The sequence below is a fragment of the Erythrobacter sp. SN6-5 genome (genome assembly GCF_057364945.1).
The window spans coordinates 2,113,916-2,129,055 of sequence record NZ_CP200282.1; the positions used below are offsets into that span (position 1 = coordinate 2,113,916).

Genomic DNA, 15,140 nt, shown 5'->3' on the forward strand with positions numbered 1-15,140 from the left:
GCGCGTGCTGCTGAACGATCCGGGCCGCGCCCCGGCCAATCTCGGCCTGCCGCAAACAGCTGTGACCAATGCGGCTCAGACGTACAAAACCACCCGTGAATACGCATTCGTGCGCTTGTGCGTTGCAGCATAAGCACCTAAAGGCGCGGCAATTCAAACGGTGAAGGGGGTCTTCGCCGCACTCAAGCTTTGGAATTCTTTATGGCTGCCGATGCTACTTTCATGGGCAACTTTCGGCGCGATTGGCTGGCTCAGCCGCGCGCAGACATCCTTGCTTAGGCATCGTTGTTGCCCTAGCTCTGATTCCAGAGGCGATCGGTTTCGCCCTGATCGCTGGGGTTGATCCCAGTGTAGGCCTGTATGCCTCAGTTGCGATTGCCATGGTGATTGCGCTGACGGGTGGACGCCCCGGCATGATCTCGGCAGCGACCGCTGCGGTGGCTGTGGTGGTGATCCCGCTGGTGAAGGATTATGGCCCGGAATATCTGTTCGCAGCCACTATCTTGATGGGCATTTTTCAGGGCATTGCGGCCCTGCTGCGGCTTGATCTGTTGATGCAATTCGTCAGCCGTTCGGTCATCACCGGCTTTGTAAACGCGCTTGCGATCCTCATTTTTCTTGCGCAAATTCCTCAGCTTACAGGCGTGGGGTGGGAAACCTATGTGATGGTCGCCGCAGGCCTGGCGATCATTTACGGCTTCCCGCGCATTTCGAAAGCCGTGCCAAGCCCGCTGGTTGCCATCGTCCTGCTGACGGCGGTGACGATCTATTGGAACTTGCCGGTCAATAATGTCGCGGGCGAGGGCAAACTGCCCGAAGGCCTGCCCGTGTTCGCGTTGCCTGATGTCCCGCTCACTTGGGAAACGCTCAAAATCATCGCGCCCTATTCGGCGACTATGGCAGCGGTTGGTCTGCTGGAAAGCCTGCTGACGGCGCAAATTGTCGATGACATGACTCACACCGACAGCAACAAACAGCGCGAGAGCGGCGGCCAAGGGATCGCCAACATCGTGGCCGCCTGTTTCGGCGGGATGGGCGGCTGCGCCATGATCGGCCAGTCGGTGATCAATGTCGCGTCCGGCGGGCGCGGGCGTTTGTCGACCTTTACGGCGGGTGCCTTCCTGCTGTTTCTGCTCACCGTGCTGGGCAGCTATGTCGGCCAGGTGCCAATGCCTGCGCTGGTCGCAGTGATGATTATGGTGTCGATTGGCACGTTCAGCTGGAACTCAATCCCGAATCTGCGCCGCCATCCGCCAAGCAGTTCGGTCGTGATGATCGCGACCGTTGTGGTTGTGGTGTGGACGCATGATCTGGCGCTGGGCGTGCTGATCGGTGTGCTGCTGTCAGGCATTTTCTTCGCTGATAAGGTCCGTAACTTGTTCTCGGTTGAGCGGGTTCGCCGAGAGCACAGCTCTGTCTATGTCGTTACTGGCGAGATATTCTTCGCCAGTGTCGACAAGTTCCAAAATGCGCTTGGCCCGGAAAGCCAGTATGAGGACGCGGCGCATTATGTCGTGGTAGACGTGTCAAAAGCGCATTTCTGGGACATTTCGGCAATTGGCGCACTTGAGAAGGTGGTCGATCGGATGCGCCGCAATGGTCGGCATACCCGGATTGTTGGCCTGAATGCGGCGAGCGCGGACCTGTTCGACAAGTTCGCTCTGGAAGACCGCACTGGCTTGGAGATTGGCCTAGCGCCGCATTGATTTTGTCGCCTCAAGCGCCGGCGCGCGCATCCGCGCGCTTGGCTTTCCTCGCTCACGCGACCTGAAGGTCGCGTCGCTGCGGGCGGGCACAAGGCCCTTGCGACGCCTGCGGCGTCGATCCAGTCCAAAACTAGTGGCTTGGTCGCGGAGCTCGGTCGGCGTCTAGCCGACCGCAAGGGCGACTGCCCGTCCGGAGCGGCGCGGACTTGTCCGCAAGCCGCGAGGATAGCCGAGCGAACGGATGTGAGCGCTGGCGCTTGAAGCCAAACGAAAGACCCCAAGCCTTGCCAAGCAAGTTGTCCCGTGCAACCCATTCTCCCTAACAAGGACGGGAGAAACATCACATGGCAAACCGCGTTGAGCTCACCTTCGATTTTGTCAGCCCCAATGCCTATCTGGTGTGGTGGCCGCTGCGTGAGGTGCTGCGCCGGACCGGGGCAGAGATTGATGTGATCCCGGTCTTTCTCGCAGGAATGCACAAGCTGACCGGCAATGCCCCGCCGTTTATGCGTGATGCCGATGTGAAGGGTAAGAATGAATATGCGATGCTGGAAATGCGGCGTTTCATCGCCAAACATGGCCTGAGCAAGTACCGTATGCACCCGCAATTTCCGTTCAATTCGATCACATTACAGCGCATGCTGTATGCCGCCGATCAGGATGGGCGCGGGGTCCAATTCGTTGATGCCATGCTGAAGGCGATTTGGGAGGAAAACGTCGACTTTACCGACCAAGCTGCCTTGGGTGCGGCATTGAGCGCGGCAGGTTTTGACGCGGCGGATCTGTTTGCGCGCAGCCAAAGCGACGAAGTGAAAGAAGGGCTGGTCCAGAACACCTCGGCAGTGGTTGAGCGCGGTGCGTTCGGCATTCCGACTATGTTCGTTGGCAAAACGGGCGCTGATCCATCCACGTTTGAAATGTTCTTTGGCAAAGAGCGCCTGGACCAAGTCGAAGAAGAATTGGCCAAGGGCTAAGTATGGCATTCTGGATAGTGAGAGAGCGAGCAGTTTGACCAATTTCCCTTCTCATCCCGACGCGGTGACCATCGATTGGCTGAGCGAGCAATTGCGCGGCGCTAGCTGCTTGGATGATGATATTATCGATCGACTCTCGTGGGAGCCTATTGGCACCGGCCAGGTCGGAGATAGCGTGCGGTTCACTCTGCAATGTTCCGGCGGATCGAAAGGGACGACAACGCTTGCAGCCAAGTTCCCCGCTGTTGATCCGAAGAGCCGCAGCACTGCGGTGATGATGGGGCTGTATTCAAAGGAAGTGCATTTCTACCGAGAGTTTGCCAACCAACTGGCTGTGCGCACCCCGAAGGTCGTGGCCGCAGAAATCACGGCGACCGGTGATGACTTCATCCTCTTGTTTGAAGATTTGGGGCTAGCGCGCATTGGCGACCAAATTGCAGGTTGCACAATCGGGGATGCACGTGAAGCGATCCGTCAGGCAGCAGCCATCCATGCGTCTAGCTGGCAGAATGCCGCCATGCTTAACGCTGAGTGGATCCAGCCACCCCCTGAGTTGAACCAGCAGCTTTTGACGATGTATCCGCAGGCTCAGACCGTTTTTCGAGAACGCTATGCAAACGTTCTTGAGCCGGAGTTCATGGAATTGTGCGAACAGCTTTCGCAGGAGAGTGACCGGCTGTTTCATGACGATGCGCCGCCGCAATGCATCGTGCATGGCGATTTCCGGCTCGATAATATGCTCTTTGACATTCAAGGCGGGGCAGAGCCGCTCGCAGTGCTGGATTGGCAAACTGTCACGACCGGTATGGCGATGACAGACATCGGCTATTTCCTTGGCAGCGGGATCGGCAATCACTTGCGCAGCGCCCATGAAGATGAGCTTCTAGATCTCTATCTCACTGAAATGCGAGCACGCGGTGTCGCGCTATCTCGATCTGATATCTGGCACCAATACAGAGTCGGAGCGTTGCACGGGGTAGCTACTTCAGTCTTCAGTGCGGCATTTGTTGAGCGGACGGAGCGCGGCGACGCCAACTTCCTCTCGATGGCACGCGGCGCCTGTGCACTCGCACTCGCTCACGATAGTCTTGCAGCGCTTAAGGAAGGAAACTGAGATGGTTTTGACGCGAGGGGACGAATTTCCGCTGCACCAGACACCGGAACCGATTGCCTATTCGGGCACAGACCGAAATTTCTACGACCGTTATTTCTTTAATGGATATGCGCCCGATGGCAGCGGCTTTTTCGCCCTGGCATTCGGAATATATCCGCATCTCGACATTGCCGATGCCCATCTCAGCTTCATCAGGGGGAACACGCAATATTGCCTCCATGCGAGCTGCGAACTCGGCATGGAGCGCCTGGAGCTTAGGGTTGGTCCGATTGCGATTGAAGTGATTGAGCCGCTTCATCAATTGCGGGTGACGATTGATGAAACCAGTGGGATCGCTGGCGAATTTACGTTTACCGGCCGGGCGTTTCCTATTGAGGAGCCGCGCTTCACCCATCGGATCGGGCCGCGTGCTCTCTTGGACTATACCCGGATGACTCAGAACGGGCGCTATCAAGGGTGGCTCGAAGTTGATGGGGTGCGCGAAGAAATGGCGTCTGGCACATGCGGCACGCGAGACCGCAGTTGGGGCGTTCGCCCGATTGGGGCGCGCGATCCCCAGCCAACGCCGGGCAATCCCATCCCATCCTTCTTCTGGCAATGGACGCCGATCAATTTTGAACATGGCTCGCTGTTCTTCCACGTGAATGCCGATGTTAAGGGGAAGGCTTGGAACAGACGCGCCGCATGGGCGGCAGATGGTGCCGCGATTGACGAACTGGTTGAGGGAGATGGTTTGCTGTCATTCTCAATGCAGGACGGTACGCGCTGGCCAGCAGGTGGCTCTTTGGCGGTTGATGCACTGGGGGCACCCGCGTCGCTTGAGTTCGAACCCATTGGCAGGTTTCAAATGAAGGGTCTCGGCTACACCCACCCAACATGGGGTCATGGCCACCATAGAGGGCCGCTCGACGTTGAACGCGAAGATATCGATTTGGCGGCGATTGATGCTACCGCAATGGAAAATCGGCATGTGCAGATGCTCTGCAAGGTAACTGGTGATGCGGAAGGCATGGGAGTGTTTGAACAGCTGGCAGTGGGTCCGTACGCTCCGCTTGGTCTGAAATTGCCATAAGAGAATTTCACTAGCCCTAAATTGCGGCAATTCGCGATGAATTTGGGATACAGGGGGGATTAAGCGCGTTGGTGCTCTTGTGAAGGGCCTGAGAATCGTTACCTTGAGAGACCTATGAAAGAGCTGTTTCAACACGCTGCAGTGACAGACGGAGTAACCGTCAGGGTCGCTGTGAATTTTCTACCTGAGCAATCGCAGCCGGAGGCGGGCAAGTGGTTCTGGGTCTATCATATCCGGATCGAAAACGGCTCTCACGAGACGCTGCAACTGCGCACCCGACATTGGCGGATCACCGATGCACGCGGCATGGTGAACCATGTCGATGGTGAGGGTGTGGTTGGCGAACAGCCGAAGCTCGCACCGGGCGAAAGCCATGATTATGTCTCGGGCTGCCCGCTGACGACGCCGCATGGCTCGATGGAGGGGTTCTATACCTTCCTGCGCGGTGACGGATCGCCGATCGAAGTGCGCATCCCGTTCTTCCCGCTGGCTGCGCCTGAAACGGCGGATCGTTCCTAGAGGCTTGACCTTAAGCTCTAATTGCGATGCAGCGTATGCTTGCGCAGCCGCAAGCGGCTGGTTAGATCGGCTGGGTGAAACGGACCCATCTCCCCCTCAATGCGCTGCGCGTTTATGATGCAGCGGCGCGGCATCTCTCCTTTACCAGAGCAGCCGACGAACTGGCGGTGACGCCGCAGCGGCGGTAGGTCAGCAAATCCGCGCGCTGGAGGATCATCTCGGCGTGGTGCTGTTCCGCCGGACCAGCAAGGGTCTGGAGCTGACGCCGGAAGGTGAGGCGGGTCTCGATCCGTTGAGAGAAGGGTTCTTGCAATTTGAACAAAGCGTTCAGGCGATGCAGGCGGGCCAGGCCTCTGACCGCTATACCATTGCGGTCCCGCGCGAGTTCTATGCGCAGTGGCTCGCCCCGCGACTGGCCGAATTTCAGGCCGGGGCGGATGGGGTTCAATATATCCTAGTCTCCGACGAAAATGCCGACTTTACAGAGGCAAACCTCGATCTGGCGATCCGCCTGGTCGATGGCCCCGGCGATCTGGAGGGCGCGCAACTGGCCCCGGCTCAGCGGGTGACGGTGGCCGCGCCGAATTGCCGTGATGCATGGATCGATTGGCCGGGAGCATCTCTGCTGGAGGATACAAAGGCATGCATTAAAGCGGGCAATCCGGGTCAGGCGCTCAGCTCAGCCTTGGCGGGCATGGGCCGGACAGTCCTGCCGCTGCCACTGGTGGCGGAGGCGTTGGGCGATGGTCGGCTGGAGGCGTTGGAGGAACCAAGCGAGAGCCAGCGGGCCTATTGGCTGCTCGCGCCGCTGCCGCAATGGCGCCAGAAAAAGGTGAAGGCGTTGGTAAAGCACCTTGCCGATGGCGCTTGATCGGGCCGCAGGTTTTTGGCTTTATGACCTAGCCCGCCTGCGCCCTTGCGGTTTGCGCTGCGAACCGAGATAGAGCTTCTGCCATGACCGAAGTAACTACGCTCACCACAAGCCGTTTCACCATGCGGCCTTTGCGTAAGGCGGATTGTGCCGCGCTATTCCCCACCTTCGCGGATGAGCAGCAGAACCTGTACATGTCGCGCGCGCATTTCACCTCTGAGGCGGAGCTGTGGGGCTGGCTGGCCGATCCTGATTGGAACGGTCGCACATGGATCGCCGAAGACAGCGAAGGCGCGGTTCTAGGCCGGTTTGTCGCCATGCCCGCGCATGAGGATGGCGTGCAGGAAATCGGCTATGTCACGGTGATGCACCGCCAGGGCGAGGGCATCGCCCGCGAATGTATGGAGGCGCTGGTGAAGCACTTGCTACATGAGGGCGTGCGTAAGCTGACTGCAGAAGTGGATGTCGACAACGAGCCGTCGATCCGGCTGCTGGAACGGCTTGGCTTCACCCGTGAGGCGCATTTGCGCGAGCACGAGACGACACATATCGGCCTGCGTGATGTGCTGCTTTATGGACTACTCGCGCAGGACCACGTTACCCAACATCAATCCTGAGTTTCAGCACGCCGTCATCGCGGCTGTCGAAAAGCTTATAAGCCTCAGCGCCTTCGCTCAGGTTGAATTGGTGGCTGAACAGACCGTCTGCCTTCATCCGTCCCGATTGCACCAGGGGCACCAGATGCGGCCACATATTCGTCACATCGCAAATCCCGCCGCGCACGGTGATATTCTTGAACATGATCAGCGGCAGAGGCAGCACATCATCAGGCTCTGGTATGCCCACAAAACTGGCATTCCCACCGCGCGCGGTCAGTGGCAGCACTGTATTGATCGCGCCCTTCGCACCGCTTGCTTCAAACACTGATTGAGCGCCTCGGCCACCAGTGGCCTCCATCACTTGTGCATGCAGCTCAGGTCCGGGGGCGAAGGCGGTGGCGCCCAGTTTCTCCGCCATCGCGCGGCGTGCAGGCACGGGATCAATGGCGATCACCTGGCTCGCCCCCAGCAATAACGCCAGCTCAACCCCGATCAGGCCAATGGGGCCCAGACCAACCACCGCGACACTGCCGCCGGGTTTTGGCTCTGCCCGCATCAGCCCAAAATAGGCAGTCGCCATGCCATCGGTCAGCAGCAGCGCCTGCTCCGTTGTCAGGCCATCGGTGGAGAACAAGGTCGCATCAGCATTGGGCACGTTCACATATTCTGCCTGGCCGCCTTGCAATTCTGTGCTGAGGCCAAAGGCGGTGGATTTACGGCACGATGCGGCATTGCCAGTGCGGCAGGCCGAACAGTGGCCGCAGCCTGTCCCGCCAGCGGCCAGAACTTTGTCGCCGACCTTAAAGCCGTGAACGTCGCCGCCCGCCTCAACAATTTCACCAATGAATTCATGGCCGACACAAAATTTAGGAATATCAGCACTATATTCGGTGTTTCCGATATGTGCGCCGTGATACATATGCAGGTCGCTGCCGCAGATTGAGCAGCTTTCCACCTTTAGAATTACGCTGTTGTCGCTGCGCAATTCCGGGTCGGCATAGCTCTCATAGCGAATGTCTCGCGGTCCGTTGAACACCAGCGCTTGCATTGATTTCTCTCTCCCAGAATTCTGATGGCTTCACCCATTGCTGGATCACCGGATGACCGCAAGGCGGATCATACGGATCGGCCCGCAGCGGTGCGAACTTGCCCGCAAATCGCGAGGATAGCCGAGGCTGCGGATGCAGCCGCTGACGCCTTAAGTCAAAGCAGATATTGCGATTTCGCTTGATATTCTGCGCCACCTTTGGGAATTCACTCGCAACGAACATGCTGTCGCTTCCAACATATCACGCCATGGCCGCCATGGTTCTCACGGTCCTGATGTTTGTTGGCTTTGTCCGCGGGCGGATGTCGATAGAGATCGTCTCGCTGCTGACCATAGCGGTGATCGCGGTTGGCCTGTATTTCTTTCCATTGCCCGGCACACGCGAGATTGACGGCCTGGCCATCGCATTTGGCGGGTTCGGTCATTATGCGCTGATCACGATTTGCGCCCTGATGGTGATGGGCAGGGGCCTTGTCGTCACTGGCGCGTTGGAGCCTGCGGCCCGCGTGTTGGAGCGGGTGTTTAAGTTCAACCTTCAACTGGGTCTATTGGTCTCGCTGTTGATCGTCCTGTTCTTGTCGATGTTCGTCAACAACACGCCGGTACTGGTGTTGATGATCCCGATTTTCGCCGCGCTGGCGGCGCGCGGGGCTTTGCCCACATCCAAAACTCTCATGCCGCTCAACGCAGCGTCGCTGATCGGCGGGCTGGCGACCACAATCGGCACGTCGACCAATATTCTGGTTGTTTCGATCGCGGTTGATCTGGGCATGCGCGAGATGGGCGTGTTTGATTTCACGCCAATTGTGCTTGGTGCTGCCCTGATCGCGCTGCCATATATGTGGCTGGTGATGCCGCGGCTGCTGAAGGACAATAAGGTCGCAGCGGATCAGAATGTGCGGCGGTTCCACACGCGCCTACGCATCGCGGGCGATAGCGATCTGATTGGCAAGGATGTGGCTGATATTCTGCCCAAGCTTCCGGATGGGATCATTTTCCACGGCGAGCAAAAGGGACCAATACAGCCGCAGCAGCGCATCCATATTTCAGGCACGCATGAGGCGCTGGAGGATGCGGTTCGTGAGCTTAAGGGTGAGCTTGCGCCAAATTGGGTGCTCGACCGGATTAAGCGCAGTTCCGCTGCGCTGGGCAGCGATATTCTCGTCTTTGAAATGACGGTGACTGCGGATTCTCGCCTGATCACGCGGACATTGCCATCCTCTGGTATCGCCGATCTTTACGGTGTCGCGGTGCTAGGCATTCATCGTCCAGCACGCGTTCTGGGCGGGCCGGATCAATATTCCGATGGCGGCGATCTGCGCATTACAGAGGGCGACGTGCTGCTCGTGATGGGCATTCAGGAAGATCTGGAGGCGTTTTCGCGCGCGGACAGCCTGCTGATGCTCGATGGCGCACGCGAGATGCCGCGCCGCTCCAAGGCTTTGCTGGCGGCTGCGATCATGGGCTTTTCCGTGTTCACCGCCGCGATTGGGATTTTCCCGATTGCGATCTCCGCGCTCGCAGGCGCGATTTTGATGTTCGTAACCGGCTGCGTGAAATTTGACCGCGTGGGCCGGGCGCTATCTGGGCAAGTGATCGTGCTGGTCGCGGCCAGTATCGCGATTGGCCGGATTATCGATGAAAGCGGCGCTGCCGCCTGGCTAGGCGAGGCCCTGTCATTGGGACTGGTGCTACTGCCGCCCGCTCTGGTGCTGGCCGCGATCATGGCGTTTGTCACGATACTGACCAACTTTGCCTCCAATGCGACCGCCGCAACCGTTGGCACGCCGATTGCCTTTAGCATTGCAGCCCAGCTTGGCCTGCCGCCAGAACCGCTGGTGCTGGCCGTGCTGTTCGGGTGCAACCTGTGTTATGCGACCCCGATTGCCTATCAGACCAATATGCTGATCATGGCGGAGGGGAATTATGACTTCGCCGATTATGTCCGCACTGGCGTCCCGCTGGTGGTGTTGATGGTGGCGACTTTGTCGGTGCTGCTGGCGATCACCTATGGTCTGTAGGATCGGCCGATTGGCGATTTCCTACTGCGGTGAAAATATGCGACACCGCTCGGCATGATTTTGATGAACCTTTTTGCTCAGCGACTGATCGCTTTTTTCGATCAATGGGGCTTGGTTCAATCGAACAGATTTTTGGCCTTAGACTGTGTTCCAGCTGTTCCAAGCGTGCTTCACGCACGGCGAACGGAGTACGGCGGCGATACAATGACACGCACAACGGGAGTGATACGATGGTTCGGGTAATTCGGAAAAGCACGGCGGCCTTGGGGCTGGTACTGGGGGCGATGGCGCTGGCCGTACCGGCGCAGGCGGATGAGCTGCGCGATGCGGTGAACGAGGACATGCCGGGCCTGATGGAGCTCTACAAGGACCTGCACGCCAATCCGGAGCTGTCGTTTCAGGAGTTCGAGACCGCCAAGAAGCTGGCCGCCCGCGCGCGCGACCTTGGCTTTGAGGTGACAGAGGGTGTCGGTCAGACCGGCGTTGTCGCGGTGATGCGCAATGGCGAGGGGCCAACCGTGATGCTGCGCGCGGATATGGACGGCCTGCCCGTGACAGAGCAAACCGGACTACCCTATGCCTCCAAGGCGAAAGGTGTACCGGCCTCTGGCATTGAGAGCGGCCTGATGCATGCCTGCGGACACGATACCCATATGGCGGCCTGGATTGGCGCGGCGCAGCTGCTGGCCGAGCGTAAGGGCGAATGGCAGGGCACTTTGGTGATGATCCTGCAACCGGCGGAAGAGCTGGGGCTGGGGGCGCTGGCGATGCTGGAGGATGGCCTGTTTACCCGCTTTCCAAAGCCTGACTATGTGCTCGGTTTCCACGATGCCGCTGGCGCACCAGCGGGCGCTATCGGCTATGCGAAGGGCTATGCGCTGGCGAACGTCGATAGCGTTGACATCACGGTGAAGGGTGTGGGCGGGCACGGCGCCTATCCGCATACCACCAAAGACCCGATCGTGGTCGCGAGCAGCATTGTGATGCGTTTGCAGACGCTCGTCAGCCGCGAGAAGAACCCGCTTGATCCCGCTGTGGTAACCGTCGGTAGCTTCCTGGCCGGGGCCAAGCACAACATCATCCCTGATGAGGCGAAGCTGCAACTGACGGTGCGCTCTTACGGCGCGGAATCGCGTGCGGCTCTGCTAGAGGGGATTGAGCGGATTGCCAAAGCCGAGGCGATGGCGGCGGGTATGCCGGAGGACCGGATGCCGGTGGTGAGTGTGCAGGATCCGTATCTGCCCTCGACCTACAACACGCCAGAGTTCACCGAGCAGGTGATGGCAGGCTTGTCAGAACGCTTTGGTGAGCGAGTGTTCGAGACCCCGCCAGTGATGGGCGGCGAGGATTTCGGCCAGTTCTATCTAGCTGATCCGGAGAACATCGAGTCGCTGATCTTCTGGGTTGGCGGCGTCCCACAGGATCAATGGGCCAAATCAGAGGCAGGTGAGCTTGAGCTGCCTTCGCTGCATTCGCCGTTCTGGGCGCCTGATGCAGAAGCGGTGATCTCTACCGGCACCGAGGCAATGACGGCGGCGACGCTCGATCTGCTGCCGCGTAAGGGCGGGTGATTGGTGAGGGGGAGAACGCATCGGCCTGCAAGGCCGCAAGGGCGACCGCCCGCAGCGACACGAACGCAGTGAGGGCGGAGCGAGGATAGCCAAGTGAGCGGATGTGAACGCCTGCACCTGAGGCCAACGGACATGCTACGACCGCCGAAGTCCTCTCCCAAACTCCGACGGCCGTAGTCTCCTCCCCAGGAGACTGGTAAACTGGGTGCGCTAAACTGCTTTCCTACTCGGGCGTTGGTGCGTAAGTCCCGAGGCGGTGATGCAACGCGTTGATCTTGGCGAGCTCGTCACGGTCTTCAGTGCTCCGAGCATGGCTTTCGAGCGCACGGCGCAGCAGTTTCATGTCGGCAGTTGAGAGCAGCGCGCGGGCGCGGGCCGGTTCTGGGCTGGTAGTGTCGGTCATTTTCACTCTCCTAGGCTGCTGTTCAAGCAGCCGCGAATTGGTTCATGGTGTTGTCCTTGCCGCCCGCTTTAAGGGCAGCTTCACCGGCGAAGTATTCCTTGTGATCATCGCCGATGTCGGAGCTCAGCCATGTTTTGGTGCTTCACGCAAGCGATGCCTTGACGGATCTCTTCGCGTTGAACGTTCTTGACGTAGCCGAGCATGGCTTGCTCACCGAAGTACTCACGCGCGAGGTTGTCGGTCGACAGCGCCGCCGTGTGATAGGTCGGCAGGGTGATGAGGTGGTGGAAGATGCCAGCACGCTTCGCAGCATCAGACTGGAAGGTGCGGATCTTCTCATCGGCTTCAGCGGCAAGCTCAGTCGTGTCGTAGTCGACACTCATCAGTCTGTCGCGGTCATAGGCAGAGACATCCTTGCCCGCTTCTGACCAGGTATCAAACACCTGCTGGCGGAAGTTCAATGTCCAGTTGAACGAAGGCGAGTTGTTGTAAACCAGCTTTGCGTTCGGGACGACTTCGCGGATCCGGTCCACCATGCCGGCGATTTGCTCAACGTGAGGCTTCTCGGTTTCGATCCATAGCAGGTCCGCACCGGCCTGAAGCGATGTGATACCGTCGAGCACGCAGCGGTCTTCGCCGGTTCCGGCGCGAAATTGGAACAGGTTCGATGGCAGACGCTTGGGACGCAGCAGCTTGCCGCCACGGCTCAAGAAAACGTCGCCATTCTGGATGTTTGCCGGATCGACCTCTTCGCAGTCTAGGAAGGAGTTGTACTGATCACCAAGGTCGCCTTCTTCCTTGGTGTAGGCGATCTGCTTGGTCAGGCCAGCGCCAAGGCTGTCTGTGCGGGCGACGATGATGCCGTCTTCGACGCCCATTTCGAGGAAGGCGTGGCGGCAGGCGCGGATCTTCTGGGCGAAGTCTTCGTGCGGGACAGTAACCTTGCCGTCCTGGTGGCCGCACTGCTTCTCGTCAGAGACCTGGTTTTCGATTTGCAAAGCGCAGGCACCCGCTTCGATCATCTTCTTGGCCAGCAGATAGGTTGCCTCAGCATTGCCGAAGCCAGCGTCAATGTCTGCGATGATCGGAACGACGTGCGTTTCATAATTGTCGATCGCATGCTCAAGACGCTTGGCTTCTACTTCATCGCCAGCTTCGCGCGCTGCATCAAGGGCGCGGAACATGCCGCCTAGCTCACGCGCATCAGCTTGCTTTAAGAAGGTGTAGAGCTCTTCGATCAGCGCCGGAACGCTGGTCTTCTCGTGCATGCTCTGATCGGGCAGAGGGCCAAACTCGCTGCGCAAAGCGGCAACCATCCAGCCTGACAGGTAGAGGTAGCGCTGTTTCGTGCTGCCGAAGTGCTTCTTGATCGAAATCATCTTCTGCTGCGCGATGAAACCGTGCCAGCAGCCGAGTGACTGCGTGTATTGGGTGGGATCCGCGTCATAAGCATCCATATCGGCGCGCATGATTTTCGCAGTGTATTTTGCGATATCAAGTCCAGTGGGGAAGCGGTTTTGGATCGCCATGCGGGCGGTCGCTTCTGCATCAATAGCGTCCCAGCTTGGGCCGTTGGCGTTGATGGTTTGCTGCATTTTTGCGGTGGTTGCTTGATAAGTCATGTCTGTTCTTTCGGCTTCACTATGGGGAGATTTATGCCATTCTATATACCGGACAGAGACACGATTCTCCAGCAAACCTTACAGACAATCGTGTCTGTATCGGCCCAAAGACCGTAAAGCTTGTGTGAGGATGTAAAGTAATTTACAAAGCCTCTTGTGGCTGACAACTCTCTTCTCGCCGGTCCTGCTTTGCGCCGATTGCGTAAGCGTGAGGGCCTGACGCAGGCCGCTATGGCCACCTCGCTTGGTATCTCGCCAAGCTATCTCAATCTTATTGAGCGTAATCAGCGTCCGCTGTCCGCACGTGTGCTGGTGCAGGTGATTGAGCGGTTTGATTTTGATCCGCGCAGCCTGCGCGAAGACGAGGCAATTGGCGGGCTGGATGGCCTTGCGCGCCGCCTCTCCGATGAACGCTTCAGCGATCTTGGGATCGACCGGGAAGAAGTGCAGGAGTTTCTTGCCGCTGCGCCTCAGGCTGCGGCTGCCTTTGCGCGGCTGTTTGATGCAGGCGGCGTTGTGGCGTCGCGCGGCGATGACCCTGACAGGCAGGCCCGCGAGGCGGTGGAGCGCTGGCAGAACCATTTTTCCGACCTTGATCACGCAGCCGAGGATTTGGCCGATCAACTCAGGCTGTCGCGTGCTGAAATCAGCGTGGCTTTGAATGAGCGTTTGCGCGAGCGGCACCGTCTGTCGGTGCGCATTCTGCCAGCTGAGGTGATCCCAGGCCAGGTGGCCTGGCTCGATCTGCATGCGCGCCAGCTGCAATTGTCTGAGATGCTGCCGGGTGCGGCACGGCGGTTTCAAATTGCACGGCAAGTTGGCGTGCTGGAGCAGCGCGAGGCGATTGATGCGGTTGTTGAAGGGGCGGGGCTGACCAGCCGCGAGGCGCGCGATGCCATGCGCAGTGCGGTCAGCGATTATGTCGCTGCCGCCCTGCTGATGCCTTACGGACGCTTTCTGAGAGCGTGTGAGCAGACCGGCTATGATCTTACGGTTTTACAGCGGCGTTTTGCCGTCAACTTTGCGCAGGTTGCCCAGAGGCTCACGACCTTGCAGCGGGTGGGCGAACGGGGCCTGCCTTTCTTCTCTGCGCGGCTTGACCGGTCCGGAGAGCTTGCCGGGTTCAGCGCTGGGGCGAGCGGGGCGATGTTCCCACTGGACGGAGCGCGCTGGCCCGCCTGGGCGCCGTATTCAGCGTTTGAACGCCCGGGTACACTGCTCACCCAGCCGGTGCTGTTCAGCGAAGGCGAGGCGGCGCCCAAGCACTGGTTCACCATTGCACGCACGGTTGATGGCGGCGGCGTCACCTGCTCGGCGCGCCAAGCGATAGTGCTTGGGCTTGAAGCGCGCTTTGCGGGCGAATTGGCACAGGCGCGCGGCGTGTCTTTGGCAGAGGAAGACGCGATACCATTGGGTGTGAATTGCTCGCGCTGCAGCAGGCCGGATTGCTTGACCCCACAGACTACGCGTTTGGCGGCTCAGGCAAGGGTTTGAACCTCCCACAGCTAAGCGTAAATACATAGTGCGTTCTTCACATCTCATTAACCGTGTAGATCGGCTCAAGAGGCGGCTTAGAGCAAGCGCTGTAAAATTTACCGACACTTAAGGTCTCGCGCGTAA

12 protein-coding genes and 2 pseudogenes are annotated in these 15,140 nt (G+C 59.0%); 11 read left to right on the top strand and 3 right to left on the bottom strand.

Annotation, left to right across the window (positions count from 1 at the left end; translation table 11 throughout):
• Positions 1-4: 4 nt before the first annotated feature.
• The 8 genes and pseudogenes from AC0V6Z_RS10490 (at position 5) to AC0V6Z_RS10525 (ending at position 6,873) form a co-directional block, all read left to right on the top strand.
• Positions 5-133, top strand: coding sequence for a hypothetical protein (locus AC0V6Z_RS10490; protein ID WP_472638445.1), 129 nt, complete (start codon positions 5-7; stop codon positions 131-133).
• A 109-nt stretch (positions 134-242) separates the two neighbouring features.
• Positions 243-1,706 (top strand): SulP family inorganic anion transporter, encoded by a 1,464-nt coding sequence (locus AC0V6Z_RS10495; protein ID WP_472638446.1) that lies wholly within the window; start codon positions 243-245, stop codon positions 1,704-1,706.
• A 344-nt stretch (positions 1,707-2,050) separates the two neighbouring features.
• A complete protein-coding gene (locus tag AC0V6Z_RS10500; RefSeq protein WP_472638447.1) occupies positions 2,051-2,680 on the top strand; it encodes a 2-hydroxychromene-2-carboxylate isomerase in 630 nt (209 codons plus the stop codon).
• A gap of 34 nt (positions 2,681-2,714) precedes the next feature.
• Complete coding sequence (locus AC0V6Z_RS10505) at positions 2,715-3,794, top strand: phosphotransferase family protein (protein WP_472638448.1); 1,080 nt, start codon at positions 2,715-2,717, stop codon at positions 3,792-3,794.
• A gap of 1 nt (position 3,795) precedes the next feature.
• Positions 3,796-4,866 (top strand): Rv3169 family protein, encoded by a 1,071-nt coding sequence (locus AC0V6Z_RS10510; protein ID WP_472638449.1) that lies wholly within the window; start codon positions 3,796-3,798, stop codon positions 4,864-4,866.
• Positions 4,867-4,980: 114 nt separating this feature from the next.
• On the top strand, positions 4,981-5,385 hold the full coding sequence (gene apaG, locus AC0V6Z_RS10515; RefSeq protein WP_472638450.1) for a Co2+/Mg2+ efflux protein ApaG: 405 nt from the start codon (positions 4,981-4,983) through the stop codon (positions 5,383-5,385).
• 74 nt (positions 5,386-5,459) lie between these two features.
• Positions 5,460-6,256: pseudogene (locus tag AC0V6Z_RS10520) on the top strand (LysR family transcriptional regulator).
• 83 nt (positions 6,257-6,339) lie between these two features.
• Entirely contained in the window at positions 6,340-6,873 is a 534-nt protein-coding gene (locus tag AC0V6Z_RS10525) for a GNAT family N-acetyltransferase (RefSeq protein ID WP_472638451.1), read from the top strand.
• On the opposite strand, the gene AC0V6Z_RS10530 is transcribed toward AC0V6Z_RS10525, so the two are convergent.
• Positions 6,854-7,903: an alcohol dehydrogenase catalytic domain-containing protein gene (locus AC0V6Z_RS10530; RefSeq protein ID WP_472638452.1), complete on the bottom strand. Its 1,050-nt coding sequence runs from the start codon at positions 7,901-7,903 to the stop codon at positions 6,854-6,856. The genes AC0V6Z_RS10525 and AC0V6Z_RS10530 overlap by 20 nt on opposite strands.
• 221 nt (positions 7,904-8,124) lie before the next feature.
• On the opposite strand from AC0V6Z_RS10530, the gene AC0V6Z_RS10535 reads away from it, so the two are divergent.
• Positions 8,125-9,924 carry an SLC13 family permease gene (locus tag AC0V6Z_RS10535; protein ID WP_472638453.1) on the top strand — a complete coding sequence of 600 codons (1,800 nt, stop codon included), beginning with the start codon at positions 8,125-8,127 and terminating at the stop codon, positions 9,922-9,924.
• Positions 9,925-10,208: 284 nt separating this feature from the next.
• Positions 10,209-11,495 (top strand): amidohydrolase, encoded by a 1,287-nt coding sequence (locus tag AC0V6Z_RS10540; protein WP_472640892.1) that lies wholly within the window; start codon positions 10,209-10,211, stop codon positions 11,493-11,495.
• A gap of 223 nt (positions 11,496-11,718) precedes the next feature.
• Here AC0V6Z_RS10540 and AC0V6Z_RS10545 read toward each other — a convergent pair whose 3' ends face one another.
• Both AC0V6Z_RS10545 and AC0V6Z_RS10550 read right to left on the bottom strand, forming a co-directional pair.
• Complete coding sequence (locus tag AC0V6Z_RS10545) at positions 11,719-11,898, bottom strand: hypothetical protein (protein ID WP_472638454.1); 180 nt, start codon at positions 11,896-11,898, stop codon at positions 11,719-11,721.
• Between the two features lie 22 nt (positions 11,899-11,920).
• Positions 11,921-13,520, bottom strand: a pseudogene (locus tag AC0V6Z_RS10550) (isocitrate lyase).
• A gap of 156 nt (positions 13,521-13,676) precedes the next feature.
• On the opposite strand from AC0V6Z_RS10550, the gene AC0V6Z_RS10555 reads away from it, so the two are divergent.
• The gene (locus AC0V6Z_RS10555) at positions 13,677-15,014 is read left to right on the top strand and encodes a helix-turn-helix domain-containing protein (RefSeq protein ID WP_472638455.1); all 1,338 of its coding nucleotides are present in this window, start codon (positions 13,677-13,679) and stop codon (positions 15,012-15,014) included.
• Positions 15,015-15,140: the final 126 nt, after the last annotated feature.

What these genes read in the sequence shown, in the direction of transcription:
- AC0V6Z_RS10500 (WP_472638447.1), top strand. Translation starts at nt 2,051, where the DNA reads ATGGCAAACCGCGTTGAGCTCACCTTCGATTTTGTCAGCCCCAATGCC.
- AC0V6Z_RS10510 (WP_472638449.1), top strand. Translation starts at nt 3,796, where the DNA reads ATGGTTTTGACGCGAGGGGACGAATTTCCGCTGCACCAGACACCGGAA.
- apaG (WP_472638450.1), top strand. Translation starts at nt 4,981, where the DNA reads ATGAAAGAGCTGTTTCAACACGCTGCAGTGACAGACGGAGTAACCGTC.
- AC0V6Z_RS10525 (WP_472638451.1), top strand. Translation starts at nt 6,340, where the DNA reads ATGACCGAAGTAACTACGCTCACCACAAGCCGTTTCACCATGCGGCCT.
- AC0V6Z_RS10530 (WP_472638452.1), bottom strand. Translation starts at nt 7,903, where the DNA reads ATGCAAGCGCTGGTGTTCAACGGACCGCGAGACATTCGCTATGAGAGC.
- AC0V6Z_RS10535 (WP_472638453.1), top strand. Translation starts at nt 8,125, where the DNA reads ATGCTGTCGCTTCCAACATATCACGCCATGGCCGCCATGGTTCTCACG.
- AC0V6Z_RS10540 (WP_472640892.1), top strand. Translation starts at nt 10,209, where the DNA reads ATGGCGCTGGCCGTACCGGCGCAGGCGGATGAGCTGCGCGATGCGGTG.
- AC0V6Z_RS10545 (WP_472638454.1), bottom strand. Translation starts at nt 11,898, where the DNA reads ATGACCGACACTACCAGCCCAGAACCGGCCCGCGCCCGCGCGCTGCTC.